Origin of the sequence: Catenulispora pinisilvae (genome assembly GCF_015356865.1) — a bacterium.
Lineage (GTDB): Bacteria > Actinomycetota > Actinomycetes > Streptomycetales > Catenulisporaceae > Catenulispora > Catenulispora pinisilvae.
Window position 1 is genome coordinate 1 of the sequence record NZ_JAAFZA010000002.1, and the last position, 25,234, is coordinate 25,234.

The 25,234-nt window shown below is 68.4% G+C and carries 18 protein-coding genes; 8 read left to right on the forward strand and 10 right to left on the reverse strand.

All coding sequences use genetic code 11. The features are described from left to right. Positions 1-335: 335 nt before the first annotated feature. Positions 336-1,304: a helix-turn-helix transcriptional regulator gene (locus IZR01_RS00750; protein WP_194922486.1), complete on the reverse strand. Its 969-nt coding sequence runs from the start codon at positions 1,302-1,304 to the stop codon at positions 336-338. A 62-nt stretch (positions 1,305-1,366) separates the two neighbouring features. Between IZR01_RS00750 and IZR01_RS00755 the strand changes: the two genes are divergently transcribed. Together IZR01_RS00755 and IZR01_RS00760 are read left to right on the forward strand one after the other, a co-directional pair. Further along, positions 1,367-2,509: an epoxide hydrolase family protein gene (locus IZR01_RS00755; protein ID WP_194922487.1), complete on the forward strand. Its 1,143-nt coding sequence runs from the start codon at positions 1,367-1,369 to the stop codon at positions 2,507-2,509. A 366-nt stretch (positions 2,510-2,875) separates the two neighbouring features. Then, positions 2,876-3,466 (forward strand): hypothetical protein, encoded by a 591-nt coding sequence (locus IZR01_RS00760; protein ID WP_194922488.1) that lies wholly within the window; start codon positions 2,876-2,878, stop codon positions 3,464-3,466. Between the two features lie 136 nt (positions 3,467-3,602). Here IZR01_RS00760 and IZR01_RS00765 read toward each other — a convergent pair whose 3' ends face one another. From IZR01_RS00765 to IZR01_RS00795, 7 genes are all read right to left on the reverse strand, one after another. Next, the gene (locus IZR01_RS00765) at positions 3,603-4,445 is read right to left on the reverse strand and encodes an NAD-dependent epimerase/dehydratase family protein (protein WP_194922489.1); all 843 of its coding nucleotides are present in this window, start codon (positions 4,443-4,445) and stop codon (positions 3,603-3,605) included. Between the two features lie 24 nt (positions 4,446-4,469). Then, positions 4,470-6,728 carry an FAD-dependent oxidoreductase gene (locus tag IZR01_RS00770; protein ID WP_194922490.1) on the reverse strand — a complete coding sequence of 753 codons (2,259 nt, stop codon included), beginning with the start codon at positions 6,726-6,728 and terminating at the stop codon, positions 4,470-4,472. A gap of 14 nt (positions 6,729-6,742) precedes the next feature. Next, a complete protein-coding gene (locus IZR01_RS00775; protein WP_228558755.1) occupies positions 6,743-9,010 on the reverse strand; it encodes a hypothetical protein in 2,268 nt (755 codons plus the stop codon). A 136-nt stretch (positions 9,011-9,146) separates the two neighbouring features. Further along, complete coding sequence (locus IZR01_RS00780; protein WP_194922492.1) at positions 9,147-10,034, reverse strand: carbohydrate ABC transporter permease; 888 nt, start codon at positions 10,032-10,034, stop codon at positions 9,147-9,149. Next, positions 10,031-10,978, reverse strand: a complete 948-nt coding sequence (locus tag IZR01_RS00785; RefSeq protein ID WP_194891278.1) for a carbohydrate ABC transporter permease — start codon at positions 10,976-10,978, stop codon at positions 10,031-10,033. The genes IZR01_RS00780 and IZR01_RS00785 overlap by 4 nt, the downstream gene beginning before the upstream one ends. A 6-nt stretch (positions 10,979-10,984) precedes the next feature. Next, positions 10,985-12,364 carry an ABC transporter substrate-binding protein gene (locus IZR01_RS00790; protein ID WP_194922493.1) on the reverse strand — a complete coding sequence of 460 codons (1,380 nt, stop codon included), beginning with the start codon at positions 12,362-12,364 and terminating at the stop codon, positions 10,985-10,987. Positions 12,365-12,446: 82 nt separating this feature from the next. After that, the gene (locus IZR01_RS00795) at positions 12,447-13,430 is read right to left on the reverse strand and encodes a LacI family DNA-binding transcriptional regulator (RefSeq protein ID WP_194922494.1); all 984 of its coding nucleotides are present in this window, start codon (positions 13,428-13,430) and stop codon (positions 12,447-12,449) included. A 234-nt stretch (positions 13,431-13,664) separates the two neighbouring features. On the opposite strand from IZR01_RS00795, the gene IZR01_RS00800 reads away from it, so the two are divergent. Further along, on the forward strand, positions 13,665-14,807 hold the full coding sequence (locus IZR01_RS00800; protein ID WP_194922495.1) for a mandelate racemase/muconate lactonizing enzyme family protein: 1,143 nt from the start codon (positions 13,665-13,667) through the stop codon (positions 14,805-14,807). Between the two features lie 158 nt (positions 14,808-14,965). Here the strand turns inward: IZR01_RS00800 and IZR01_RS00805 are convergent, their stop codons facing one another. Continuing rightward, entirely contained in the window at positions 14,966-15,937 is a 972-nt protein-coding gene (locus tag IZR01_RS00805; protein WP_323746060.1) for an acetylxylan esterase, read from the reverse strand. A gap of 845 nt (positions 15,938-16,782) precedes the next feature. Here IZR01_RS00805 and IZR01_RS00810 point away from each other — a divergent pair. The 5 genes from IZR01_RS00810 to IZR01_RS00830 all read left to right on the forward strand — a co-directional run bounded on the left by IZR01_RS00810 (position 16,783) and on the right by IZR01_RS00830 (position 24,163). Then, positions 16,783-18,036 (forward strand): outer membrane protein assembly factor BamB family protein, encoded by a 1,254-nt coding sequence (locus tag IZR01_RS00810; RefSeq protein ID WP_194891273.1) that lies wholly within the window; start codon positions 16,783-16,785, stop codon positions 18,034-18,036. A gap of 371 nt (positions 18,037-18,407) precedes the next feature. Continuing rightward, positions 18,408-19,679 carry a nucleotide sugar dehydrogenase gene (locus IZR01_RS00815; protein WP_194891272.1) on the forward strand — a complete coding sequence of 424 codons (1,272 nt, stop codon included), beginning with the start codon at positions 18,408-18,410 and terminating at the stop codon, positions 19,677-19,679. Next, positions 19,676-21,310, forward strand: a complete 1,635-nt coding sequence (locus IZR01_RS00820) for a glycosyltransferase (RefSeq protein WP_323746059.1) — start codon at positions 19,676-19,678, stop codon at positions 21,308-21,310. Before IZR01_RS00815 ends, IZR01_RS00820 begins: the two co-directional genes overlap by 4 nt. 89 nt (positions 21,311-21,399) lie before the next feature. Beyond that, entirely contained in the window at positions 21,400-22,854 is a 1,455-nt protein-coding gene (locus tag IZR01_RS00825) for a cellulose binding domain-containing protein (RefSeq protein WP_194891271.1), read from the forward strand. 43 nt (positions 22,855-22,897) lie between these two features. After that, complete coding sequence (locus tag IZR01_RS00830; RefSeq protein WP_194891270.1) at positions 22,898-24,163, forward strand: alpha/beta hydrolase; 1,266 nt, start codon at positions 22,898-22,900, stop codon at positions 24,161-24,163. A gap of 593 nt (positions 24,164-24,756) precedes the next feature. Here the strand turns inward: IZR01_RS00830 and IZR01_RS00835 are convergent. Beyond that, entirely contained in the window at positions 24,757-25,233 is a 477-nt protein-coding gene (locus tag IZR01_RS00835; protein ID WP_194891269.1) for a hypothetical protein, read from the reverse strand. Between the last annotated feature and the right edge of the window lies 1 nt (position 25,234).

Consider the following 25,234-nt stretch of genomic DNA (forward strand, 5'->3'; position numbering starts at 1 on the left):
CGAAATCTGCCGATTTCTCAACAACGCCTTTAAACCCCGTACACGACCGGCGGCCTCCGCACCCGACTCTCGTCCAACAGGTGACCACACCACCAACCCGGTGAACCAATCCGGCCACCGCACTAGCAGGACCACGGCTGACAAGCAGTCCTTGCGAAACGGCTTAGGGCAAGGCCCTCCTGGCCGCGGCAGCGAAACACTGTGCGCCCCGGACGGCCGCACTCAGCCCTGGTTGGCTTCGGGTGGCCGGCCGGGGCGGCCAGGCGCCGCTACTGTGCCCTTGGCAGCCAGAGGCTGCGTGCCGTTTCGCGCCGGTACCCCCAGGAATCAATCGTCTAGCTTCCGCCTGCGGCCGCGCGTCGGTATCTTTCGCCTGTCTGCCTGAGGTGCTCGACGAGCTCCGGATGTCGTTCCGGATTCTCGATGTCGAAGTCGACACCCAGCGCTCCCAGCCATGCGGCAAGCACCTGAGGGGTATCTGAACTGAGCTCGACCCGGCAGCTGTGCTCGTCGATCGGCTCGACCACGAGTTGCCCCGGTAGCCGGGTGAGGATGGTCTCGGCGTTCGCATGAGCGATGACTGTGACCCGGTAAGGCCACGCCATACTGACGCCCCTGATGACGTACGCCGCCGGGTCGTCGTCAGGGAGCTGACGCTGGGCGAATCGGCGCCCGGTGTGGTTCGGTCGCAGACGGATCCGATCGACCCTGAAGCTGCGCCAGGCCTCTCGGCCGGTGTCCCAGGCGAGGAGGTACCAGCATCGTCCGGCGTTGACGAGCCGGTGGGGCTCGATGGCACGGCTGCTCTCGGTGCCGTCGTGACGGCGGTAGTCGATGCGTATCTGTTCCTGGTCTCGGCAGGCGCTGGCGAGTGCCGTGAGTATGTCGGCATCGACGGTCGGACCGGAAGCGGATGCGTGCACGGAAAACGCCTCAAGCGCGCTCACGCGTCGCCGAAGAGGGGCCGGAAGCAGTTGGTGCATCTTCGCCAGGGCGCGGACCGACGCTTCTTCGATCCCGCCGACCGAGCCGCCGGCCGCGCTGCGCAACCCGACGGTCACGGCCACCGCCTCGTCATCGTCGAGAAGCAGGGGTGGGATGACGGCGCTCGATCCGAGCCGATAGCCGCCGGCCGCCCCTTCGGTTCCGTCGACCTGGTAGCCCAGCCGGCGCAATCGCTCGACGTCGTTGCGCACCGTCCGAGTGGTGACGCCGAGGCGCTCGGCGAGCTCGGCGCCGGTCCAGTCGCGGCGGCTTTGGAACAACGACAGAAGACGGAGCAGGCGAGCCGAAGTTTCGAGCACATCCCAAGAATGACACGGAACTAGGAACGATCCATACCTAGATCGCCGCTACCGTGTTCTGTATGGCCCTCGACGACAAGATCAGCCCCTACCGCATCGACATCCCCCAGGGCGCGCTCGATGACCTCCAAGACCGCCTCGGGCGCACCCGCTGGCCCGACGAACTGCCCGGCGTGGGCTGGGACCTGGGCGTCCCGCTGGACTACCTGAAAGGTCTGGCCGAGTACTGGGCCACCGCCTACGACTGGCGCGGCCAGGAGGCCGCCCTGAACGAGTTCGCGCAGTTCACGACCGTCATCGACGACCAGAACATCCACTTCCTCCACGTGCGGTCCCCAGAGCCCGCGGCGCTCCCGCTACTCATCACCCACGGCTGGCCCGGTTCGATCGCCGAGTTCCTCGACATCATCGGCCCGCTCGTCGACCCGGCCGCCCACGGCGGCGATCCGGCCGACGCCTTCCACGTCATCGCCCCTTCGATCCCAGGCTTCGGATTCTCCGGCCCCACACACGAGACCGGATGGAACACAGTCCGTGTTGCCCGCGCATGGGCGGAGCTGATGCGGCGGCTCGGATACGAGCGCTACGGCGCCCAAGGCGGTGACACCGGCGCGCTAGTCTCCCCCGAGCTGGGACACATCGACCCGGAGCACCTCGTCGGCATCCATGTCAACAACCTGCTGACCTTCCCCTCCGGACAGCTCGACAATCTGAGTGACGCCGATCAGGGGCGGCTGAAGCTCATGCAACGCTGGCAGAACGAGATGGCCGGCTACGCCAGCATCCAGTCCACCCGGCCCCAGACGCTCGCCTACGCGCTGACCGACTCCCCCGTCGGTCAGCTCGCCTGGATCGTCGAGAAGTTCAAGGAGTGGACCGACCCCGCCGCCGAACTCCCCGAGGACGCCGTCGACCGTGACCGCCTCCTCACCGACGTCAGCATCTACTGGCTGACCGCGACTGCGGGGTCCTCCGCCCGCCTGTACTACGAAGGCGCGAAAAGCTGGGGACAGGCGCACGAACCATCCGCGGTCCCCACCGGGGTCGCGGTCTTTCCCATGGACATCACCATCAGAAGCATCGCCGAGTCCCAACACAACATCGTGCACTGGACCGAGTTCGACCGCGGCGGGCACTTCGCCGCCATGGAAGCACCCGACCTTCTCGTTGCCGACGTTAGAGAATTCTTCCGGCCCCTCCGTTAAGCCGCTGGGCCGTTGAGCGGCTGAGCCGCCGGGCTGCTGGGCCGCTGGGCCGCTGGGCGCATCACAATGCCTCAGCTCGGTGATCGGTCTGCGACCGGACAGAACCCTTCGTTCGAAGACCATCTCACGGAATTGATGAACCTGGGTACGGCGCCGGGATCGGGGCCGAAGGCACCGTTCTCAACGGCCGATGTGCTGGCGAGTGCACGCCGACGGTTGCGGGTCCGCGGTCTCGGCATCGCGGGCAGCGCGCTGGCGGTCGTCGCGGTCGGGGCCGGCGTGACGACGGTGGCTGCGACCGCGGGTACGGGCGGGTCGGGCTCCACGGTGAGCGCGGGATCGGCGGCGTCCGGTGGCGCGCGTGCCGTGTCGCCGGTCAAGCATCTTCCCCGCGACGGTCAGGCCACCGTCGGCGGCACCAATCCGTTCAACCGACCACAGCAACCTGTTCGACATGGTGGGCGGCGTTGCGCTTCATTGGCTGCCGCCCTCGGCGGTCATATGATGACCGGCGTCGAGGACATTTGCGAGATGACGATGGGGCAGGCACTGTCCGAACGCCTTGTCGCGTTGCTCGCGGGACGGCCGAGCCTGGCCACGGTCGCCGATGCGGTGCGGCACGTCTGCGAAGTCGACCACGTGGCACTGGTCGAGCTCGGATCCGATGAGTGCACCGTGCTGGCGGCAGCCGGGCCCGAGTTGCTCACGGTGGCGACGGCGTTCGCCCGCGGTGGTGTCCACCCGACTCGTCGCGGTCTCCGAGGGCCGGGTCTGGTTCTCGCCGGACGTGAGCCGGGATCCGGATTCATCGGCGAGTTGGTCGAACTCGCCTCGCCGGACGTTCTCGCGATCCGTCTCTACACGGATCCGGAGGGCGGGTTCGATGCCGTGGACTTCGACACGGAACACGCAGACATCTCCTCTGCGCACCTTGAGCACGGCATCATGCAGCGCTGACGGCCTCAAGGCGGCACCGTGATGACAGGCTCGGGCACCGCGCCGGTCTGCGCGCGGGCCGAACGCCGCCGGCGAGCCGACCGGGTTCACGTCGCAACCGCTAAAGCCCTGGCAACCGCTGAAGCTCTCGCAACCGCTAAAGCTCGAAGAGCCACTCGGGCACGAAGCCAAGCAGCTGCTCCGCGGCCGCGGTGCGGATCGCCGCCTGCCGCCCGCGGATCGCCGCACGGAGCTCGACGCCCGGGTGGAAGCGGGCGATGAGGTCCGAGGTCGGTTGCCGGGAGAGGGTGTCCGGCGCGCACAGATGGACGGCGGGTGCGCCGGGGCCGGGGACTGCGAGGGCGAGGAGTGCGGCGCGCGCCGCGTCGCGGACGTCGAGATAGGTCCAGAGTTCGGCGGCGCCGGCTGCCGGGTTCTCCGAGAGCTGCCGGGCTCGGGCGGCGAGGCGCTCGTGGTCCCCGACGAACGGGTAGCGCAGACAGACGACGCTCATCCCGTGGCGGCGCGCTGCCATCTGCGCGATGAGTTCGTCAGTCTGCTTCGAAAGCCCGTATGAGTCGCTGACTTGCGGGGGCATCGCCTCGTCCACGGGAAGGTACGGCGGGTGCGCGTCGGTGACGGACCAGGGCAGGCCGGTGACGCCGTAAGAACTGGCGAGGCAGGCATGGTGGATGCCCGCGTGTCCGGCCTCCTCCAGGACGGTGAGGGTGGCCATCGTGTTCGTGCCGAAGACCTCCTGCGGGGTGTTGCGCTCCGGGGTGGGGATCGCCGCCAGGTGGATGACCGCGTCGACGCCGTGCAGGGCTTCGCGGACGGTCGCCGGGTCGGCCGCGTCGCCGACGACGACGTGCCGGGCCGTGAGGTCGCCCGGGTCCGCCAGGACCAGTGCGGTGGCCGCGACGCCGCGGTCGGCGAGGTGGGCCAGGACGGCGCGGCCGATCCGTCCTGCCGCCCCGGTGACGAGTACGTGTTCTGTCATGGCCTGTTCCTGTGCTCCGCGCTGTCAGTAGACGCGAACCGCGACCACATGGGCCGACGGCGCGCCGTTGGTGGACTCCACGACGATCCGTACCGCCGAGGTCGTGCGGCCCGTCGTCTCCGGCCCTGGACCCCCCAGGACGTGGACGTTGCGACGACGCCGGTTCCCAGCGACCCGGGCGACGGTCTCCCACTGCCCATCCGCCGTCCTGAGCTCCACGCGGTAGTCGCGGACCAGCGTCGGCATCACCGGCTCCGGGGTGCGGTGGTGGTGCAGGTTGATGAGGTCCTCGTCCACGTCGTCGTCCAGGACGACCTCGATCCGCGCCACCGGGACCGGCTCGGGCCAAGCCACTTGAAGCCACTGCGGGCCGTCCGGCTCGCCGACCCACATGTGCGGGCCGCCGAACGGCCGTGCGTATCCGTCCACTGACTTCGCCGGAGCGAAGGCCGCGGTGCTTCCGGCATCGAAGGAGAAGACCCGGTGGCGCAGGTCCGTGTCCGTCCATTCCCGAAGCAGCTGCGGCGCCTCGTCCTTGGGCCGCAACGGGATACGGCTCAGGCAGAGCACGCCGGGAACGCCCAGTTCCGAGACACGCAACGAGACGTCCGGATTGGCATTCACCACGAGGAAGGCGTTGCGGGGCGACTCCGGCGACCAGCTCAGGCCGGTCTTCACCCACTGCTGCGTCCCAGCCGGAACAGCCAAGCGCACCGTGTCGACCAGTTTCCGGGGCACATAGTTCTGCCCGAGCTCCGGATCGTAGAGTTCGACGATCAACTCAGTATCCTGCGTCGCATCGACCAGGAGCGAGAATTCGTCGAGCGCCGGATCGACCGGCAGCACGATGCCGGCGTCGGCGGCCAGCGGCCAGGACGTGGTCGGCGCCGGGGAGTCGGGCATGCCGGACGCCAGCCGCGTCATCGTCGACGACGCCGTCACCGTCCCGCGCGCCGCATGGTCGTCCGGATCGTCGAGAGCGATCCCGACCACCGAGGCGTCCTGCCGCAGCAGCGTTCGTTGCAGCGCCGCCACGTCCAGCCCGCTCGGCGAAACGCCCTCAGCCGCGCACAGCGCCGCGGCCGTCCCCGCCGCCTGACCCAGCGTCGCGCAGGTCGCCATCACCCGCGTGGACCCGAACGCCACGTGGCTCGCCGAGATGTCCCGCCCGGCGAACAGCAGGTTGCTGACATTCGCCGAGTACAGCGACCGGTACGGGATGTGATAGACGCCGTCGGCGAAGCGCTGCTTGGCACCGTCCTCCGCGGCGTACATGCCCCGCGCCGGATGCAGGTCGATCGACCAGCCGCCGAACGCGACACGGTCGTCGAACTCCGTCTGCCCGAGGATGTCCCCCTGCGTCAGGACGTGGTCGCCGAGGAAGCGCCGGTACTCGCGTTTGCCGGGGATCGAGCCGACCCACTCCAGGGTCATCGTCTCGGCGTCGAACTTCCCGGAGTTCTTGATGTGGTCCCAGATCCCGTAGACCACCGACCACAGCTCGTCCCGGATCGCCTCGTTGTCGTGGACGGTGTCCAGCTCGCCGCCGAACTCGATCCACCAGTACGCGCAGCCGTTGTCGCCGGCCTTGATGATGCGGCGCTCGGGGATCGAGGTCTTGCTGATGTCCTTCGCGAACGACGGCGGCACGAACGCGACCGGGTGCCCGGCGTCCTTGGTGTAGAACAGCAGCGTCGAGCCGAGGGTGACGTCGTCGGCGACCTCCGGGGCCCAGTCCTCGCCGTATTCCGAGCGCGCCTCCCGGCCGATCCGGTGCTTCGCTCCGGCGAGGAAGCCGACGAGCCCGTCGCCGGTGCAGTCCAGGAAGACGTCGCTCTCGAAGCGGATCAACCGCTCCGAGCCCATCGTCCAGCCGGTCAGTGCACTGATGCGACGCTCGTGCAAATCACCGCTGTCACCGACATCCGCGGCCTCAACCTCCCGCACATCAGTGTTCAGATACAGACTGATCCCCGCCTCGGCCCGCACCAGATCCAACAGTAGCGCGTCCCAGATGTAGGGGTTCCCGTCGATGTTCCGGTACTGATTCTCGACGAACAGCTCCCCCATGATCCCGCCTTCGCGGGCGAAGTGGTTCTTGCCGTGCCCGGTGGCCCCGACCACCCACACCCGCACCTCGCTGCTGGAGTTGCCGCCGAGCACCGGGCGGTTGGTGACCAGGGCGACGGAGGCGCCGAGCCGGGCCGCGGCGATCGCCGCGCAGGTCCCGGCCAGGCCGCCGCCGACGATGGTGATGTCGTGCCGTACGTTCTCGCTGCGCATGATTCCGACGCGTCCTAACTCGTCTTCCAGTCGGCGTTGGCGGCCAGGCCCCAGACGATCCGGGGCGCGCCGTCCAGGGTCAGGGTGGCGGCGTAGTTCGAGGCTCGGAGCGTGCTCTGCCGTCCGATGCAGTCGGCCACGGTGACAGTGCCGCTCGCGGTTCCCGCGTGCACGCTGACCTGGGTCTTGGTCGGCCAGACGTCGGTCCAGGCCTCGGGGGTGGCGTAACCGGTCCCAGTGCCGTGGTCCGCGTTCAGCACATAGCCGTCGTGCCGGGACCACAGGATCGACACCGGGCCGTTCGGCGTCGTGAACACCAGACCCTTGATCAGCGGATCGGAGAAGCTCAGAGGGCGCAGGAAGGTCGCCTGGTCCAGCGCTCGGGCGACGGTCGCGTACGCCAGCATCGACGGCTTCGGGCTGGTGTCCCGCATCATCAGACCGGAGTGGTACTCCACGTCCGTCGGGTCGGCCTCCTGCGGGTGGTGGATCGTCGAGTCGTGGAGCTGATACCACTGCACCAGCTCGACACCCTGGACCTTGGCCAGCGCGAGGCTCAGGACGATGTTCTCGGCGGCGGTCCGGTAGGTGTCGCTCCACCACACGTTCGGGCGGGTCGGCGCGTAGGCCTCCGTCAGCCACAGCGCCTTGCCGCCGCCGTAGGTGTCGACGATCTGGCGGGCCTTGGTCACCGCGCCGTAGAAGTTCCAGTAGGTGCCGGTGCCGCCCTGCGTCCAGGTGGACGGGTCCGGCGCGTAGTCGGCGGTGAAGTTGCCGCGTCCGGGGTGGATGGCGAAGGCGTCGATCAGCGGCCAGCCGCCGGCGGCGTAGAAGTTCGCGGTCCAGTTGTAGTCCATGCCGCCCAGACCGCAGTTGGAGACCTTCACCGCGGATCCGGCGGCCGTGAGCCGGTCGTGGATCGGCTGGAGGCCGCCGCGGACATACACGTCCGCGCCCTGGCCCGACATCCAGGGCTGATTCAGTTCGTTGCCGACCTCGAAGTGCTTGGCGCCCGAGCTCGTACAGGTCGCGACCGAGGCGTCGGCCCAGGCCGAGATCTGCGCGGCGGTCCCGTTCAAGGGGATGGCGCCGAGTTCGACGTTGTGCAGGATCCCGTTGGCGTCCAGCGTCGCGGTGTCGATGCCGGGAGCGCCGCTGTAGGCGTTCCGGATCCACTTGATGCCCATGGTCTTCAGCAGCCCGAGAACGGCAGCCTGATTCGGCTTGAGCAGCCACGGATAGTTCGCCAGGCCGAACATCGACGTCGATCCGCCCTGGTAGGCGAAGTCGGGCAGCACGGCGAGGTTCGTCCGGGCGAACGCGGAGGCCGATCCGGCGACGGCCTGCACCTCGGTGAACACGATGCCCTGCGCGGGGCCGGTGACCGGGAAGGAGCCGTTCCAGACCGCGCCGGCCGCGATGGTCGTGCTCAGAGTCCCGCCGGCGAGCTGCTGCCCGGCGAAGTCCTTGGCGAACCAGGTGACGGTCACCGGCTGCGACGCCGCGCTCCCGTTGGCGACCTGGGCGTTGAGCGTCATCGCCGCGCCCGGGGTGTTCCACAGGTTGAACGGCTGGTCGGTCCAGGCGTCCACGCCCAGAGCGGCACCGGTGGCGATCGCCCCCGCCGAGCGCGGCCGGGTTCCGCCCAGGACCAGGGTCGCCGAGGTGGCCGCCGAATCAGAGCCCGTGGACGTGCCCGGCGCGTGCATCCAGGTCGCGTTCGTGTAGGCCGGGGTGGTCGCGGCGAGATAGAAGAACCCTTGCATGTCAGCCCACGTCTCGACGTAGGTCACGCCGGCGTTGGTCTCGTACGGGACGCCGCCGCCGGTGTCGCGGTTCCACACGGTCACCGGCTCGTAGGTCTCGGCGGCGGTGGAAGCCGAGACGGTGCGCCCGACCATGAACCCGGTGGGTGTCAGGGTGCTGGATCCGGCCACCGTCCAGGACAGCTCGGCCTGGTTCGGCTTCGCCGCGAAGACGCCGGTCACCGTGACGCCCGGCGCCGCGCTGCTCAGGACGTAGGCCATCTGGATCGCCGAACGCCCGTCGGCCAGGGTGATCAGGGTCGGCGTGCCGCCGAAGGTGCGCTGCTGCCCGAGGACCGAGTCCTTGAGCATGAAGTACGGGACCAGGACCCGGTCGCCTCCGGCTCCGTCCTGGATCAGCAGGCTGCCGTCGGTCTGCCCGACGAGCGTGACGCCCGCCGCCGAGACCGTGACCGATCCGGCGGCCTGCGCGCTCTGGGCGACCGCCGGGGTCAGCAGCGCCGTCCCGGTGGCCACGGCGGTTCCCTGGACGAATCTGCGGCGCGAAAGTGACATCGTGGTGCCTTTCTCTTTCGATGGCGATACGAGGGACGAGCTTTTGCGCTATCTGGTCGGTCCGCACTGTCCGGACGACCGCCGGCGGGCCGGCGGGTCAGCCCTTGACGCCGGTGAACCCGAGTCCGGCGACGATCTGCCGCTGGAACACGGCGAAGACGACGATCGGCGGCGCGGCGGCCATGACCATGGCCGCGATGAGCTGGTCCTGCGGCGCCTGCCCGGACAGCTGGGACAGCGCCACCGAGATCGGCTGCTTCGTTGGATCGGTGAGCGCCACCAGCGGCCAGACGAACTCCTTCCAGCTGTGCGTCACCGCCAACAGGCTGATGACCGCCAGGACCGGCCGGCTCATCGGCAGCACGATCTTGGTCAGCAGGTGCCGGGTCGAGCAGCCGTCGACGTGGGCCGCGTCGAACAGCTCCCGGGGCAGGGAGTCGAAGAACTGCTTGGCCAGCAGCACGGTGAACGCGCTCGCGCCGGCCGGCAGCCACAGCGCCCAGTAGGTGTCGGCCAGGTCCACGTGGATGATCGGGACGTCGATGATCGTCAGGAACAGGCTGACCAGGTTCACGGTGTAGGGGACGAACATCGTCGCCAGGATCATCGCGTAGACGACCTTGCCGAACCTGGGCCGCAGCACCGACAGCGCGAAGCCGGCGGTCACCGAGACGAACAGCTGCACGGCCCAGGAACCGCTCACCACGATCAGGGTATTGAGCAGGTAGTGCCCGATGCCGAGTTCGTGGAACGCGGTGGAGAAGTTGGCGAACCGGGCCTGGCCCGGCCACACCGCCAGCGGGTGCGCGACGGTCTGCGCCGGCGGCGAGACCGCGCCCTTGATCATCCAGTACAGCGGGCCGATCCCGGCCGCCAGCAACAGGATCAGGGTGGCGGCCTGGATCGAGCGGGTGGCGGCGCGGGCCGCCGGGCCCTGGCGCCCGGAGGCGATGAACGTGGTCGGGAAAGCGGTGGGGGAGGTCATGTGCGGCTCCAACTCCGGGTGGCCCGCAGGTACACCGCGGACAACACGGCCAGGGTCAGCACCATCAGCGTGGTCAGCGCCGCGGCCTGGCCGTACTCGCCGTTCTGGAAGGCATAGCGGAAGATCAAGAGCAGGACGGTCATGGTCGCGTTCTGCGGTCCGCCGCCGGTGAACAGGTAGGGCTCGGTGAAGACCTGGATCGTGCTGATCAGCTGGACCAGCAGCAGCAGCCCGATCACCGGCCGCAGCTGCGGCAGCATCACGTGCCAGATCCGCCGCCAGACCCCGGAGCCGTCCATCTCGGCGGCCTCGTACAGCTCCCCGGGTATGCCGGCCATCGCCGCCAGGTAGATCAGGACGGCGCCGCCCATCCCGGCCCAGGTGGACTCCAGGACCAGCGAGGCCAGTGCGGTGTGCGGGGAGTCCAGCCACGGGTAGGGCCCGAGCCCGACCTTCCCCAGCAGGCTGTTGAAGAGCCCTGAGCCCGGATCGTAGAACCACTTCCACAGCAGGATCGCCACCGTCGGCGGGATGACCACCGGCAGGTAGACCAGGAAGCGGTACAGGCCCGCGCCGCGCCGGACCGTGGACATCACCGACGCCAGGATCAGCGGTGCGGGGAAGCCGATCGCCAGGGCCAGTCCGACGTAGATCGCGGTGTTCTTCACCGCGGTGGCCGCCAGCGGGTCGTCCAGCACCGCGCGGAAGTTGTCGAACCCGACCCACTGCGCCGGGTCCACGAGGTTGGTGCGCTGGAAGGCCAGGGTGAAGCCGCGCACGATCGGCCACCAGGCGAACAGGCCGAAGATCACCAGCGCCGGCAACAGGAACAGCCAGCCGGCGATCTGGCGCCGGGTCTCCAGGCCGCGCCGCCGTGCGGCGAGCCCGGCGAGAGGACGGCGCCGCGAGGCAGTGGGCGGCCGGTTCTGAGTGAGCAGGCTCATCGCGGGCTACTTCTGGTCCGCGGACAGGGTCGCGTCGACGGACTTGTGCGCGGCGGCCAGCAGGCTGTCCACGTCGGCGCCCTTGTCGGTGAGCACCGCCTGCATCACGGTGTCCAGGACCGCGTAGACCTTCTGCGCCTCGAACTCGGGCTCGGGACGGAGCTTCAGCGCCGCCAGACTGCTGCTGTAGGGCGTGAAGTGGGACAGGTCGACGTTGACGTACGGCTTGACGGCGTCGGCGATCTGGGCTTGCCGGGCCGCGTCGAAGACCGGCAGCGTCGGCACGCCGACCGCGGCCTTGGGATCGGCGGCGAGCGTCTTGGCCTGCTCGGCGGCGGCCGTGGTGTCGTAGGCGGGCAGGGCGTAGGCGAAGATCAGCCACTTCGCGGCGGCGTCGGCGTGCTTGGCGTCGACCGACTTGGGCACCATGTAGACGTCCGAGCCGGTGAGCGTCGCCCCGCCGCCGGCCTGCGGCATCGCCGCCGCGCCGAACGAGGCGGTGTCGGTCATGCCGTAGGTCATCTTGGCCAGCCGGTAGGTGCCCGGGGAGCCCAGGAACATGCCGATCTGGCCGGCCGCGAACGCCTTGACCACGTCGGTCTGGTTGTTCAGCTGGGAGGCGCCCATGGAGTTATCACTCCAGCGCATGGACTTCAGCAGGTTCAGGGCGTCCTTCGTGGGCGCGTCGTCGAAGGCTGAGACGTACTTGCCGCCGGTCTTGTCCTCGATGTCGCCGCCGAAGGCGTAGGTCATCATCGTGAGCTGCCAGCCGCCCTGGTTGTCCTTGGACTCCGCGACGAACCCGGCCTTGCCGGTCTTCTTGGCGATCGCGGCGGCGTCGGTGCGGACCTGGTCCCACGTCGTCGGCGGCTTGTCCGGGTCCAGTCCGGCGGCGGTGAACAGCGCGCGGTTGTACATCAGGCCCTGGGCGTAAGGGTTCTGCGGAACTCCGTAGACCTGGCCGCCGGCGTCGCTGAGCGGAGCCAGGATCTGCGGGTTGAACTCCTTGTAGTGGTCCCAGGCCTGGAGTTGGCCAGTGATCGAGCGCACCTGGCCCTGGGCGATCAGCCGCTGCGGCTCGGTGAGCGGCACCTTGATGACGTCCTCGACGGTGCGCGCGGCGAGCTTGGCCGAGAAGGTCATCGGGTCGTAGACGTTCGTCGACCCCTGGACCTTGATGCCGGGGTTCGCCTTCTCGAAGTCGGCGACCATCTGCTGGAACTGCGCGGTGCCGGCCCGGTCGGTGGCCGGCGGCATGCCCTGGACGTGCAGGGTGATGGAGCCGGATCCGGACCCGGACCCGGACGCCGAGGACGAGCAGCCGGCGGCGGTGAGCGCCGTCGCGACGCATCCCGCTATAAGTACGAACCATGATATACGGACCATTTTGGCTTCCTGGAGGGATCGTTGAAGTAAGGGCTCTGTTCTCGGTGTTTCTTGCTGTGTTCGACGGTGGAGCCGCGGGCGGCTAGCGGTTCGGCGCGGGCCCGGTCGAGGCGCGCGGCACCAGCCGGGACCCGACCTCGACGACGCGCGCCGGGACACCGCTCTCCCGGCCGGCGATCGCCTCGGTGAGCAGCTCGACGGAGCGGACGGCGAGCTCGTCCGGGGAGATCCGGATCGTGGTCAGGCTCGGCGTGGAGACCGAGGCCAGCAGGGTGTCGTCGATGCCGATGACGCTGACGTCGCCGGGTACCGAGGCGCCGAGGTTGGCGAGTTGGTGCAGGACGCCGAGCGCCACCAGGTCGTTGTGTGCCAGGACCGCGGTCGCGTTGTGCGCCAGTATCAGCGGCGCGGCGTGCACGCCGGTCTCGAACCGCGGCTCGTAGGGACCGATCTCGGTCAGCGCGAGGTCGGCGGCCTCGAAGGAGTCGTGGATCGACTTGCCGCGGGCCAGCTCGGGCCGGGAGGCGTTGATGAAGACGCATTTGCGGTGGCCGTAGGCACGCAGGTGTTCGGCGGCCTGGCTGATCCCGGCGGCCAAGGAGATCCGCACCTCCGAGACCTCGGGAACGTCCCGGTTGACCACGACGATCGGGATCCGGCCGGCGAGTTCGCGCAGCCGGGTCTCGCTGAGCGTGGAGGCCCACAGCACCAGGCCGTCCACCCGCTTGGACACCGAGGCGATCGTCTCGATCTCGTCGGCCTCCTGCTCGTCGCAGTCGGCCATCAGGACCGTGTAGCCCAGCCGCCGGGCCCGGGACTGCATCGCCTTGATGATCGGCGGGAAGAACGGGTTGGCGATGTCCGGGATGATCAGGCCCAGCGTGCCGGTTCCGCCGCCGCGCAGGCTGCGCGCCGCGGGGTTGGCCGCGTAGCCCAGGGCCGCGGCGGCCTCCAGCACTCGCTTCAGGGTCAGCGGCTTCACCTGGTCCGGTGCGGTGAAGGCACGCGAGACCGTCGAGACCGAGACCCCGGCGGCCTCGGCCACCTCGCGGATCGTCACCGTCATCGCCGCTCCTGCTCACTGTCGGGGTCGTCGTCGTCCGGCGACCGGTGCGAGGATCCTCGCGAACGTTCCCGGGATATGTCAATGGGGTTGCGGCCACGAAAACTCTGAGGTCCGCGAGTCTTGCGCGGCCGGACGGTGAACGCCCATGATGCAGATCTGCGAGATTTTGAAAGTTCCTGGGAACGTTTTCATAGCCTGATCGAGACGATTCCCGGCGCTCACCCTGGGGGCACCATGAAGATCACCGGCATCGAGGTCCTGACCCTGCCGGACCACGGCGACTCGATGATGCTGGCCGTCGTCGACACCGACGAGGGCCTGTACGGCATCGGGGAGGTGGGGGTCCGCACCCGCCAGCGCGCCGTCGCCGGCGGCCTGGACCACCTGGCGGGCCTGCTGGTCGGCGAGGACCCGACCCGCATCGAGCACCTGTGGCAGACGATGTTCCGCCGCGGCTTCTACCCGGCCGACCGGATCCTGGCCTCGGCGATCGCCGCCGTCGACGTCGCGCTGTGGGACATCCGCGGCAAGTCGCTGGGCATCCCGGTCTACGAGCTCTTCGGCGGCCCGGTCCGCGACCACATCCCCGCCTACGTGCACGTCGGCGACATCTACCACGACCGCCCGGCGTTCCTGGACCGCTGCCGCGACCTGGTGGCGCAGGGCTGGGGCCACCTGCGGTTCTCCGCACCGCACGACGAGGACGACGTCCTGGACCAGCGGCGCTGCCTGCGGGCGTCGGTGGACCTCTTCCACGCGGTGCGCGAGGCGGTGGGCGAGGAGATCGAGCTCATCCTCGACGTCCACACCCGCCTGGACCCGCCCGAGGCGGTGACGCTGTGCCGCGAGATCGAGACGGCCCGGCCCTTCTTCGTCGAGGACCCGATCCGCTGTGAGAACCCTGACGCGTACCGCATGCTCCGGGCCCGCACCGGCGTCCCCCTGGCGGCCGGCGAGCAGTTCGCCTCCAAGTGGGAGTTCGCCCGCCTCCTGGACCACGACCTGGTGGACTACGCGCGGGTGGACGTCGGCATCGCCGCCGGTCTCACCGAGGCCCGCAAGATAGCGGCGATGGCCGAGGCCCGCTACATCCGCCTGGCCACCCACAACCCTCTCGGCCCCGTCACCGCGGCGTCCTCGATGCACCTCAACGCCGCGACCCCCAACGCCGCGATCCAGGAACACCAAGTGGATCCGCAGCCGCTGGCCGACGCGCTGTTCACCCTTCGGCCGCGGATCACCCCGGGGCGGGTCGAGCTGAGCGGCGCCCCGGGCCTGGGCGTCGACATCGACCGGATCGAGGCCCGCAAGTACCAGGCGACGGCGGCCGAGCGGCCGCAGCTCCGGTCCCGGGACGGGGCTTTCACGAACTGGTAGCGGCCGGTCGCCGGCGGGGCGGCGACCCTGCGGCCGTTGGCCCTACGGCTGTTGGCCCTGCGGCCGTTTCCCTGCGGCTGTTGGCCCTGCGGCCGTTGCCCCTACGGCCGTTGCCCTGCCGGCCCGCACCGTCAGCGTACGAACCGGCGCCTGACGGTTCAGCGGAAGAATTCAGCGCGAGCTGCGAGCAGCTTCTCCTGTTCCTCGGCGGCCTGGGGGTAGTCGTCGTGGTGGCCGGCCGCCAGGACGTGCAGCTGCTTCGGCCCGGCCAGCCCGTTGTAGACGCTGAACTGGCCAGGCGGCGGAACGGACGGATCGAACAGCGCCGCGGCGACCTGGACGGGAATGCGCAGGTGCCGAGCCGCGGTGGCGGCGTCGAAATAGGCCAGGACATCCAGCACGTCAGGGTGGACCAAGTAGCGCTCGCGCACCGCCGCGCCGCTGCCGAGGCAAGGCAAGGTCACGCGCAGCGGGTGGTTGCCGAAGCTCGGAACGGTGAGGTGCGCGCTGTGAAAGCGGGCATCCCACGGCAGCGCCAGGGCACCGATCCCGCCGCCGAAACTCCCACCGACGTAGTCGAGCCGCTGAGCCGCTGCGGGCACCGCCTCGATCAGCGCGCTCGCCGCGCACCACACGTCGGCAGCACAACCGGCGTGGATATAGGTGTCGCGGGACTCGATGCCGTGCAGGACGTGCTCGGCGGCCACCGACGGGACGCCGGGAATCAGGCTGCTCACCCCGAGCCCCCGCGCGACGGGGAAGAACGCCGCCGCGCGGGAAGCGGGCAGGACCAGATCGGGAGCGTCACGTCCGCCGTACCCGTGCCCGATCACGAAACCCCGATCGACCTTCCCATCCGAGGGCAGGACCAGCCAGCCGCCGAGCCGCACCCCGCCCACGGAGCCGAAGGTGACGGTGTGCAGATCCAGTCCATCGCGGGTCTGCCGAATCAACGGTCCAACCTGTGGCCGGATCGGCACCGCCGACGCCCGCTCGAACAGGCCCCGCCAGAACTCGGCGAAATCGGCAGGCGGATTCGACGGCGGCCCGACCTGAAGCAGCGCGTCCAGACCGAACCCGTAGGCCGGATCGAACGGGTAGGGATGCGGCTGGTCCGAGAGAACGATCACGGAGCAACCTTGGCACAAGGGCGTTCCGCGGGCAGTAGCGGGAGCGCAGCATTTCGGACAAGTACAGCGCCCCGGCTACGGGGACCCGGCTCTCGGACCGCGGAACCAGGCCCCGTCACTCACCCGGGCGGATCTGTACCGGTCGCGAAGCCGACCTCAGCGTCGTCGGTGCACAACCGTGAGTGAGCTGTCAGGGAGATCCCGAAACGAACTTGTCCACGGCGCCCAGAACGGCTATGTCTGTGGTGGACCGGCCGGGACATCATTCGGGCCGCACATGCCCTCCGGTCCGCAAAGACACCGGCTATCGCAGCGGCCTGCGACGGCTTTCGCGCTACCTGGAAAGTCTCACGTTGGGACACGATGACATGCCCTTGCCGAATGACGACGGTGATCGACCCCCGTTCACGCCCGCGCGGCCGGACGCTGGTCCTGGCGACTCCGCGCCTCCTCCGGCACCACCTGCGATGCGGTCGCCGTACCGGCCGGACGAGCAGCTTCCCGAGAACCCGCCCCACAGACATCCGCAGCTACGGTTTCCGATGTTGCACCACGACACCGAGCATGACGCGGGCGACGGTGCCGGACATGCGCAACTGCCCGCGCTGCCGGTCGGGCAGCGGACGTCGCAGGGGGGTCCGTCCGGTTGGGGCACTGGTGCGGCCGGTGCGAGTAGTGATGGGCTCACACCTCCCCCGCCGCAGTTCTCCTACCGGCCGGAGGCGCAGCCCGCGCCCGTGCCCGAGCCGCCCCGCGAACGCCGTCGCAAGACGATCGTCTGGGGCTCGACAGGTGCGGTACTGGTGGCTGTGGCTGTCGGAGCGAGTGTGCTGATCATGGGCGGCATGGACACGACCCGAGGCACGCTCGCCGGGCCCACATCGTCCGGCAGCGCCAAGGTCCAGGCCACGAGCACCACCGCGCAGGCTCCCAAGAACATGCCCGCAGCCTGGTCGGCGCCGGCCGGCGGGGACTCGGCGGCGGTCGTCGGCAGCTGGCTGGTGAACGGCAAGACGATCGTCCGGGGAGACGCCGGCGCGTTGAAGGCTTATGACACGGAGACTGGGAAGGCGCTGTGGACCTTCCAGCCGCCGGGCCAGGGTGCGACCATCTGCGCGATGAGCCAGCTGGCGGCACCGAACTTCGGCATGGTTCAGTACGGGCCCAACGGCGCGTGCACCACCGTCGCGGCGATCAACACCGACACCGGCAAGCCGCTGTGGAACACCACGCTCACGCTCCCCCCGGGCTCGGCGCCCGGGACGCTGCCGGCAGTGTCCCTCGACAGCGAGGTAACAGTGTGGCAGGTCGGGACCACGGTGACGGCGTGGGCCTCGGCCGGCGGCAAACAACTGTGGACCACCGACTTGGCCAAGGCGAAGCCGGCGTGCCGGCTGGGGCAGTTCGGCTCCCAGGACGGGTCCCTGGCCCTGATAGAAGACTGCGGGACCGGTCCGATCGTGGCGATGAAGGACGCGCATACCGGCCGGGACCTTTGGCACACGCCCCTGCCGCCGGACGGTCTGCAGGGCGCGCAGATCACGCTGGTGCACACGTCCCCGGTCATGGTGCATGTGACGTCCCAGGGCGCACAGCCCGTCGACCGCTACTATTCGTTCGATCCCAGCGGCAAGCTGCTGCCCCCGATCGATGGCAACGGCGACTACGGTGACCTCGACCTGAACGTCGGCTCACAGGGACAGCAGCACCCCCTGGCCGACCTCCAGGACAACGTCTTCATCGCCCCGACTGCCGACAAGGACGCGAACGCCTCACTGGTCGCCTTCGACCTGACCTCTGGCCACCAGCTGTGGCAGGCGCCGGCGACCGCCTCCGGCCCGGTCACGGTCGTCGCGTTGAACCAGAAATGGGTGACGGTGTTCGACGGCGTCGCAGGGGGCTCGGGCGCGCGCCTTCTGGCGTACCAGACAAGCGGCGGCGGGCCGACCACGACGGGGATCAGCAAAGAGACGCTCGGTCCCGACTGGAGCGGGCCCGTGGCGGCTGGGTACATCGCGGGGGATCGGGTGATCGTGGTGCCGGCGGCGCCGGAGAAGGGCGCTGATGTCCTCGCCTTCACGTGGGGTGGCGGTCAGTGAGCTGAGGCACCGGCCGTCGAAGTCGAGCGGAGGGCCCGAACCACTGCGGCACACCGTTCTCGAACCATGCCCAGGCTCCATAACAGGAGGTTGCGGTGGGGGCGTGATGATTTCGCCGAGGATTCGTTTCCTCTTCGTGACCTGTATGGCCGTTTGGTCTCCGGCCGACTGCCGTACAGTCGATCTGCTTCCTCGACGAGGCACCGTGTTCGGCAATGGGAAGGCACCCGGTACGACACCGGGCGAGCGGGGCTCCGCACCTCGCCGAATCCCGGTCTGATCACACGTTCCACGGGGAGGTTTCGGTCAGTGCTGTTCGAAGCCGGATGATGCTGTTCGTGACCGCGTGTTCTTCGGGGAATTGGTGACCAATGGGTTCGCACCGAGATATCGATCTCGTCGTGGTCGGTCTCGGCTACGTCGGCTTGCCACTGGCGCAGGGGGCGGCTCTGGCAGGGCTGCGGGTGGTCGGCTTGGACCACAGCACACGGGTTGTCGAGGCGCTCAACAACGGCATTTCGCACGTCGACGACATCGCCGACGCCGAACTGCGGGACATGTCGGCCGCCGGGTTCCATGCCACCTCGGACGGATCAGTGATCGAGCGTGCGGCGGCTGTGGTGATCTGTGTACCGACCCCGCTGACCGACCACGGGGCTCCTGATCTGCGTGCCGTGAACAACGCGGTCGCCGTGATCGCGGAACACCTTCAGCCAGGTACCTTGGTCGTGCTGGAGTCCACCACCTATCCGGGCACCACGGACGACATCGTCCGCCCGGCACTGGAGGTCACCGGACTGACGGTGGGTGTCGACTTTCACCTGGCGTTCTCTCCGGAACGCATCGATCCGGGCAACCCGACGTACGGGCTGGCGAACACTCCGAAAGTGGTCGGGGGATGCACGCCGCAGTGCGCCAAGGCCGCGCGCGAGCTGTATGAGAGGTTCGTGGTCGAGGTCGTGGAGGCCAAGAGCGCGCGCGAGGCGGAGATGGCCAAGCTGCTGGAGAATACCTACCGGCATGTCAACATCGCCCTGGTCAACGAGATGGCGATGTTCTGCCGGGAGATCGGCGTCGACCTTTGGGACGCGATCAGGTGCGCGGCGACCAAGCCATTCGGGTTCGCGCCGTTCTATCCGGGGCCGGGCGTGGGCGGGCACTGCATCCCCATAGACCCGAACTATCTGTCGTACAAGGTCCGCTCCCTGGGCATCCCGTTTCGGTTCGTGGAGTTGGCTCAGGAGATCAACGCGCGCATGCCGTTACACGTCGTGCAGCGCGCCGCCGACCTGCTCAATACGCACGCCAAGGCGGTGCGCGGCTCGCGGGTACTGCTGCTCGGGGTGACCTATAAGCCGGATATCTCGGATGTGCGGGAGACTCCGGCCACGACGATCGCGGCGGAGCTCCTGAACCGCGGCGCCGACCTGTGCTATTACGACAGCAATGTCGAATGCTGGGATGTCGCGGGTACACCGGTACCGCGCGTCACGGACTACCTCGCCGAGGCCGAGCGCGCAGACCTGACGATCCTGCTCCAGCCGCACCGCGATATCGACATCGTCGAGCTCGCCGACCGTGCCGGGACGCTGTTCGACACCCGCGGGAAGAGCGCCGGGCACCCTCGTACGGTCCTGCTGTGACCTCATCCGACCCGGGCGATTTCAAGAAGCGGCACCGGGATCCAGGACACTCCGACGATCCCCTCCGTGCCGAGAGCCGGCCGGCTGCCGACGGCTTCGACGGCGCGCTTGTCGAATCCGGTGAATCCGGTGAATCCGACACAGGTTTCGACTACCTCACGGCACCGGTGCCGCGCCGTTCCGGCAAGGGTCCGAGCGACAAGCGTCGTGTCGTCGTGCCGCATGGCGTGACCGCGCCCCGTGCAACGACCCGCGAGAGCGACGGCGACCGCGCCCGGTTGAAGGTTTCCTACCTGGTGTTCGCCATCCTCGCCGTGATGATCGTGACACGGATGAAGGCCTCGTCGCTGCACGTGTACGCGATCCTGTCGATAGGGCTGCTGTCGATCAAGATGTTCCTCGCGTTGTTCTACCGGGTCAGGCGGGCCACCCCGGAGCAACAAGCCAAGCTCGACGGGATGTGGGTGACCGCGGTCATCCCCATCTACAACGAAGACCCGGCGATGTTCGAGCAGGGCTTGCGCAGCCTTCTGGCGCAGAGCCGGCTCCCCGACGAGATACACATCGTGGACGACGCCAGTGCCGACCCGGCCGGGGTCGTCATGGCCAAGCGAATAGCCGCGGAGTTCGAGGCGGCCGACGTCCGGTTCAAGGTCAGCGTGCAGCCGGAGAACAAGGGCAAGCGCGAGGCCCTCGCCCGAGGCTTCCAGGACGCCCCGGAATCGGACGTCTTCATGTGCGTCGACTCCGACACCGTTCTGACTCGGGACACCGTCCGCGAACTCATCACGCCCCTGGCGGACCCGGAAGTCATGGCCGCGACCGGGATGGTGCTGGCGCTCAACTACCGGACGAACCTCTTCACCCGCCTACAGGACCTCCGCTACGGCAACTCCTTCCTTTTCGAGCGGGCGGCCTATTCGCAAGTGGGCTCGGTACTGTGCTGCTGCGGCGCGCTGTCGGCATACCGCGGCACACTGGTGCGGAAGTACCTTCCGGACTTCCTGAACCAGCGGTTCCTCGGGAAGCCGGCGGTCTTCGGCGACGACCGGCGCATGACCAATTACTGCCTGATGGAGGGCAAGGTCGTCTTCCAGGAGTCGGCGGTCGGGTACACCGCGGTCCCCGAGAGGCTGGCGCATTTCCTGCGCCAGCAGGTCCGCTGGAACAAGTCATTCTTCCGCGAATCGCTGTGGGCGTTGCGCAACCAGCGGCTGGGGCGACCGGCATTCTGGCTGACCTGCATGGAGGTCGGCCTCTGGCTGACGTTCGGCACGGCGATGGTGTACTCCTTGTTCGTCAATCCGATCTTGCATCCGGCCGCGTTCCTCCGGCACGCGGCCGACTACGCCGTCTTCATGATCCTTATGGGATATCTGCGGAACGTCCGTTACCTGGACTTCCCCCGTCGGGGCATGGGCCTGGTCAAGCGGTTCGGCATGTTCCTGCTCGCCCCGGCCTACGGCGTGATCCAACTGACACTGCTGACACCACTGCGCATGTACGCCCTGGCCACCCTCAACAAGGGCACCTGGGGCACTCGCCAGGGCGGCGTCGAAGTGACCATGACGACCGAGCCGGGCGACGACCCTCCGCCGCTGGCTGAGGACGAACCGGCCTTCGCACTCTGACCTGTCCTGGTCTTCACCATCATCAAGGAGCCATTGTGGAACCCGCTCGGGGGAGGATTCGCCAGCTGATACGAGACACAGCCCTGCTGGTGGCGTTCGTTGGACTGCTGGCGCTCGTCGTCGACACGTTCACATCATCCGGGAGCGTCGCCAAGCGGGCGAAGCCCGTGCTGACGATCGAGTACCGCTCCGACGGCGCGAGCGACACCCCCGTCGCGGATCCGTCGCTGGAAGTGGTCAACACCTCCGAGCAGCCGGTGAACCTGGACGCTGTCACGGTCCGCTACTACCTGTCGGCGCCCGCTGGCAGCCAGTACACGTTCAACTGTGTCGAAGCCGCCGTGCACTGTTCGAACATCACCGGCACCATCGATGCCCCGGCCTCGCCGACCCCCGGAGCCGGCCGGTACCTGCAGATCGGCTTCACGCCGGGCGCGGGGATCCTTGCCCCGGGTCAGAGCAGCCTGGACATCAGCCTCCAGATTTACCGGCTGGACCATCAAACGTTCAACCAGGACGCCGACCGCTCGTTCAACGCCGACGACGCTGATTACACGCCGGAGAAAGTCATCACCGGCTACCTTGACGGCGCGCTGGTGTGGGGTACCGAGCCCGATGGCCAGAGCGTCTCCAGTTCTCCGAGCAGCATCTCGGCTCAGGCTGCCTCCCCAGCCCCGTCGAGCGGCACGCCGTCGATCGGCACGTTGTCGAGCGATGCGCCGTCGAGCGGTGCGTCCACGACGGGAAGCCCGGTCTCAGCACCCCCCGGGATCGTCTTCGACTCCTTCCACTACACCGGCTCCGACGACCCGGCCCTCGGCGAGCACGGCTGGGGGATCCGCACCGGCGCCGGCGGCCCGGGAATCAACGACACCTGGTCGGCCTCCGGCGTCAGTTTTCCCGCCGCGGACGGTGCGCAGGGCGGCCAGGTGCTCCAGCTGCGGGCCGCAACCGATGGGACCAAGGCCGGAACAACTCAGGCCGAGTTGGAGAGCACCGGGATGCGGTTCCTCAACGGGACGTTCGCCGCCCGCGTCCATTTCAGCGGGCAGCCCACCAGCGGCAAGACCGGCGACCCGATCAACGAGGCCTACTACCTCATCAGCCCGGAGGCCCAGAGTGGGTACAGCGAGCTGGACGACGAGTACATGCCGATCGGGTGGGGCGACGTCAAAGGCCCCATCCTGGACACCACCAGCTGGTTCGACGACCAGACCAAGGACCGGGCCACCAGCAGGACCACGATCGACCTGAACGGTTGGCACACGCTCATCCTCACCGCGGCCGACGGCAAGGTCACCTACTCGGTGGACGGCAAGCCGCTGTACACCAGCTCCGGAAAGTACGTTCCGCGCACACCGATGAGCGTCAACTTCAACGCCTGGTTCGGAGACCTGTTCGCTTCCGGCCAGCGCGCCTGGGATATGCAGGTCAACTGGTTCTTCGCCAGCGATAAGGCCTTGTCACCCGCGGACGTCGATGCCAGCGTCAACGGCCTATACGCGCAGGGGTCGTTGTTCGTCAACACCATGTCCGGATCGTGAGGCCCTTGAAACGCCGTGAGCAACGAACAGGGGAGCTGAAGGCATGAACATCTCGCTCCTGGGCGGCTGGCTGCCCTGGACGTTGCGCGTCCTCACGCTCGTCCTGCTCGCCGCGGCCGTCGGCCTCCGGAACCGCCGCTGGTATGTCACCGTCCTGCCGATCCTGCTCGCCACCGGTGCGGCCGTCGCCCTGATAGCGGTCTTCCTCGTCCGAAGGTACGTGGACGCGGGCGATCCGCTTCCCACCTCGCTGTGGTTCTGGCTCGGCTGCGTACCCATCGCGATCGGCGCGGGGATCACCGGCTGGCAGCAAGGCCGCTGGTGGCGTCGCGCGGCTGCGCCACTCGCCCTGCTATTGGCGCTGCTCACCGCCGGTGACGCCCTCAACATGGGTCTGGGCTACTACCCGACCGTGGCCGACATGTACGGGGAGTTGACCAACCAGAACCTGCCGGCCCAGGTCACCCTCAAGCAGCTGCGCAGCATCCATGGAGACACCAAGACCGGACGCATCGTCGCGGTCAACATCCCCGCCGTCCCCAGCGGATTCGAGCACCGCACCGAATACGTGTACCTGCCGCCGGCCTGGTTCCGCAGCACGCACCGCCCCAAACTCCCCGTCGTCGAGATGGTCGCCGGCGCCTACGAGGTGCCGGACAACTGGATCCGCTCCGGCAACGCCGTGAAGACGGCCGACGCCTTCGCGGCCACCCACCACGGCTACGCCCCGATCCTGGTCTTCGTCGACGCCACCTCCGGCTTCAGCACCGACACCGAATGCGTCAACGGCTCCGCCGGCAACGCGGGCGACCATCTCACCAAGGACATCCCCCGCTACATCGAGCACACCTTCGGCAGCTACACCGATGCCAAACACTGGGGCGTCGCCGGCTGGTCCATGGGCGGCACCTGCGCCGTCACCCTGGCCGTCACCCACCCCGAGATCTTCGGCCACTTCGTCGACATGGCCGGCGACCAGGGCCCCAACCTAGGCGACAAAGCGACCACCATCGCCAAGCTCTACCACGGCAACACCGCCGCCTGGGCCGCCAACGACCCCATGACCGTCCTGGCCCACCACGGCCCCTACCCCCACAACACCACCGGCTACTTCGCCGTCGGCAACCAGGAGACGGCCCACGAAGCGCAGGCAAAACAACTCAGTGCCGCGGCCAAGAAGGACGGCATCGGCACCAGGGTCGTCGTCAGCCCGGGCAAGCACTCCTGGACGTTCGCGGTCGCGGCGTTCGCGCAGTCGCTTCCGTGGCTGGCTTGGCAGGTCGGGACGCCTGGGGTGCATAAGGTTTAGGGGCTATTGGCCTTCGTTCGGGACCTTCTTCACAAAGATCAAGGCACGCCCCGCGGGCGTGCATGAGGCGGCATGGTCTGGTCGGGATCTGTTTCCTATCTTCTGCCCAGCAGCCCCACCCCGACCACCGCCAATACGGCCAGGAAAGCCAGACCGACGAGAACTTCGCCCCCCACACGGGTAGCTGCGACGAGCTTCCCAATGCCGACAGCTCCGCAGCGGCCATGACGGCAGACGGCACGGTGGCGACCGGGTGGACAACCGTGGGCTCCGCCCAGACCCGGCCCTCCCGGCCGACAACGACCGTCAGGAGCGAGCGGGTCCCGGAAGGCGCTGCCGCCGCCCGGTCATCCGAAGGACTACGACGGAACCCCGCCGGAGGCAAGGTAAAAGCCCATACCTTGCCCCCCGGCGAGAACCCGTCGAAGGGCACAGCCTGCCCTACCGACGACAGCACCACTTCCGAAGCGGACATGTGTTGTAGAAACCCAACAACCAATAGCATTATATCAGGACCCTCTGGCGGCAACGGTGCCGGCAACGCAGCTGCACAACCCTGCACTGCGAGCGGCTCGAGTGACGCGCGATGCGCCTCAGGAAATCGAGATCGTCCACACATCGCCGATTCCCGGCTTTGTCCCTCTCTCGCAGTTCAGATCGTTGACTGCAAATGCAGTTGCACGGCAGCTAGCGATGCGAAGCTCGTCGAATCCACGACCAGCGACTCGCTGGATCATATCCTCACCTACGCCCCGGCCGTGCAGTCCTTCAACCACCCCGTCCAGCTCAACGTAGCGGCCAAACGCACCGTAACTGGCTAAGACTGGCTCTGGCACTAGATCAGCACCGCCGCCAGCAAGTCTATGCACCTGAATCGAGACTCCCCGACACACCCATCCATTGTCGTTCTGATAGGCGAACTCAATTAGACCATAGTCTCGGCGCTTTATCCCCTTATAAAGGTCATCCAAGTAGTCTGACCCGAGCGCCTCCTGCATCGCCCCTGGTGGGTCGCCGATCCCGCTACCCAGGATCTTGCCAGCCAGAATGGCGTCGAGGTAGAAGTCCATA

Bases quoted from the DNA above. Each gene is read 5' to 3' on its own strand.
- IZR01_RS00835 (WP_194891269.1), bottom strand. From the start codon at position 25,233: ATGGACTTCTACCTCGACGCCATTCTGGCTGGCAAGATCCTGGGTAGC.
- IZR01_RS00765 (WP_194922489.1), bottom strand. From the start codon at position 4,445: ATGACAGAACACGTACTCGTCACCGGGGCGGCAGGACGGATCGGCCGC.
- IZR01_RS00810 (WP_194891273.1), top strand. From the start codon at position 16,783: ATGGACACGACCCGAGGCACGCTCGCCGGGCCCACATCGTCCGGCAGC.
- IZR01_RS00795 (WP_194922494.1), bottom strand. From the start codon at position 13,430: ATGACGGTGACGATCCGCGAGGTGGCCGAGGCCGCCGGGGTCTCGGTC.
- IZR01_RS00815 (WP_194891272.1), top strand. From the start codon at position 18,408: ATGGGTTCGCACCGAGATATCGATCTCGTCGTGGTCGGTCTCGGCTAC.
- IZR01_RS00780 (WP_194922492.1), bottom strand. From the start codon at position 10,034: ATGACCTCCCCCACCGCTTTCCCGACCACGTTCATCGCCTCCGGGCGC.
- IZR01_RS00770 (WP_194922490.1), bottom strand. From the start codon at position 6,728: ATGCGCAGCGAGAACGTACGGCACGACATCACCATCGTCGGCGGCGGC.
- IZR01_RS00800 (WP_194922495.1), top strand. From the start codon at position 13,665: ATGAAGATCACCGGCATCGAGGTCCTGACCCTGCCGGACCACGGCGAC.
- IZR01_RS00755 (WP_194922487.1), top strand. From the start codon at position 1,367: ATGGCCCTCGACGACAAGATCAGCCCCTACCGCATCGACATCCCCCAG.
- IZR01_RS00830 (WP_194891270.1), top strand. From the start codon at position 22,898: ATGAACATCTCGCTCCTGGGCGGCTGGCTGCCCTGGACGTTGCGCGTC.
- IZR01_RS00790 (WP_194922493.1), bottom strand. From the start codon at position 12,364: ATGGTCCGTATATCATGGTTCGTACTTATAGCGGGATGCGTCGCGACG.
- IZR01_RS00785 (WP_194891278.1), bottom strand. From the start codon at position 10,978: ATGAGCCTGCTCACTCAGAACCGGCCGCCCACTGCCTCGCGGCGCCGT.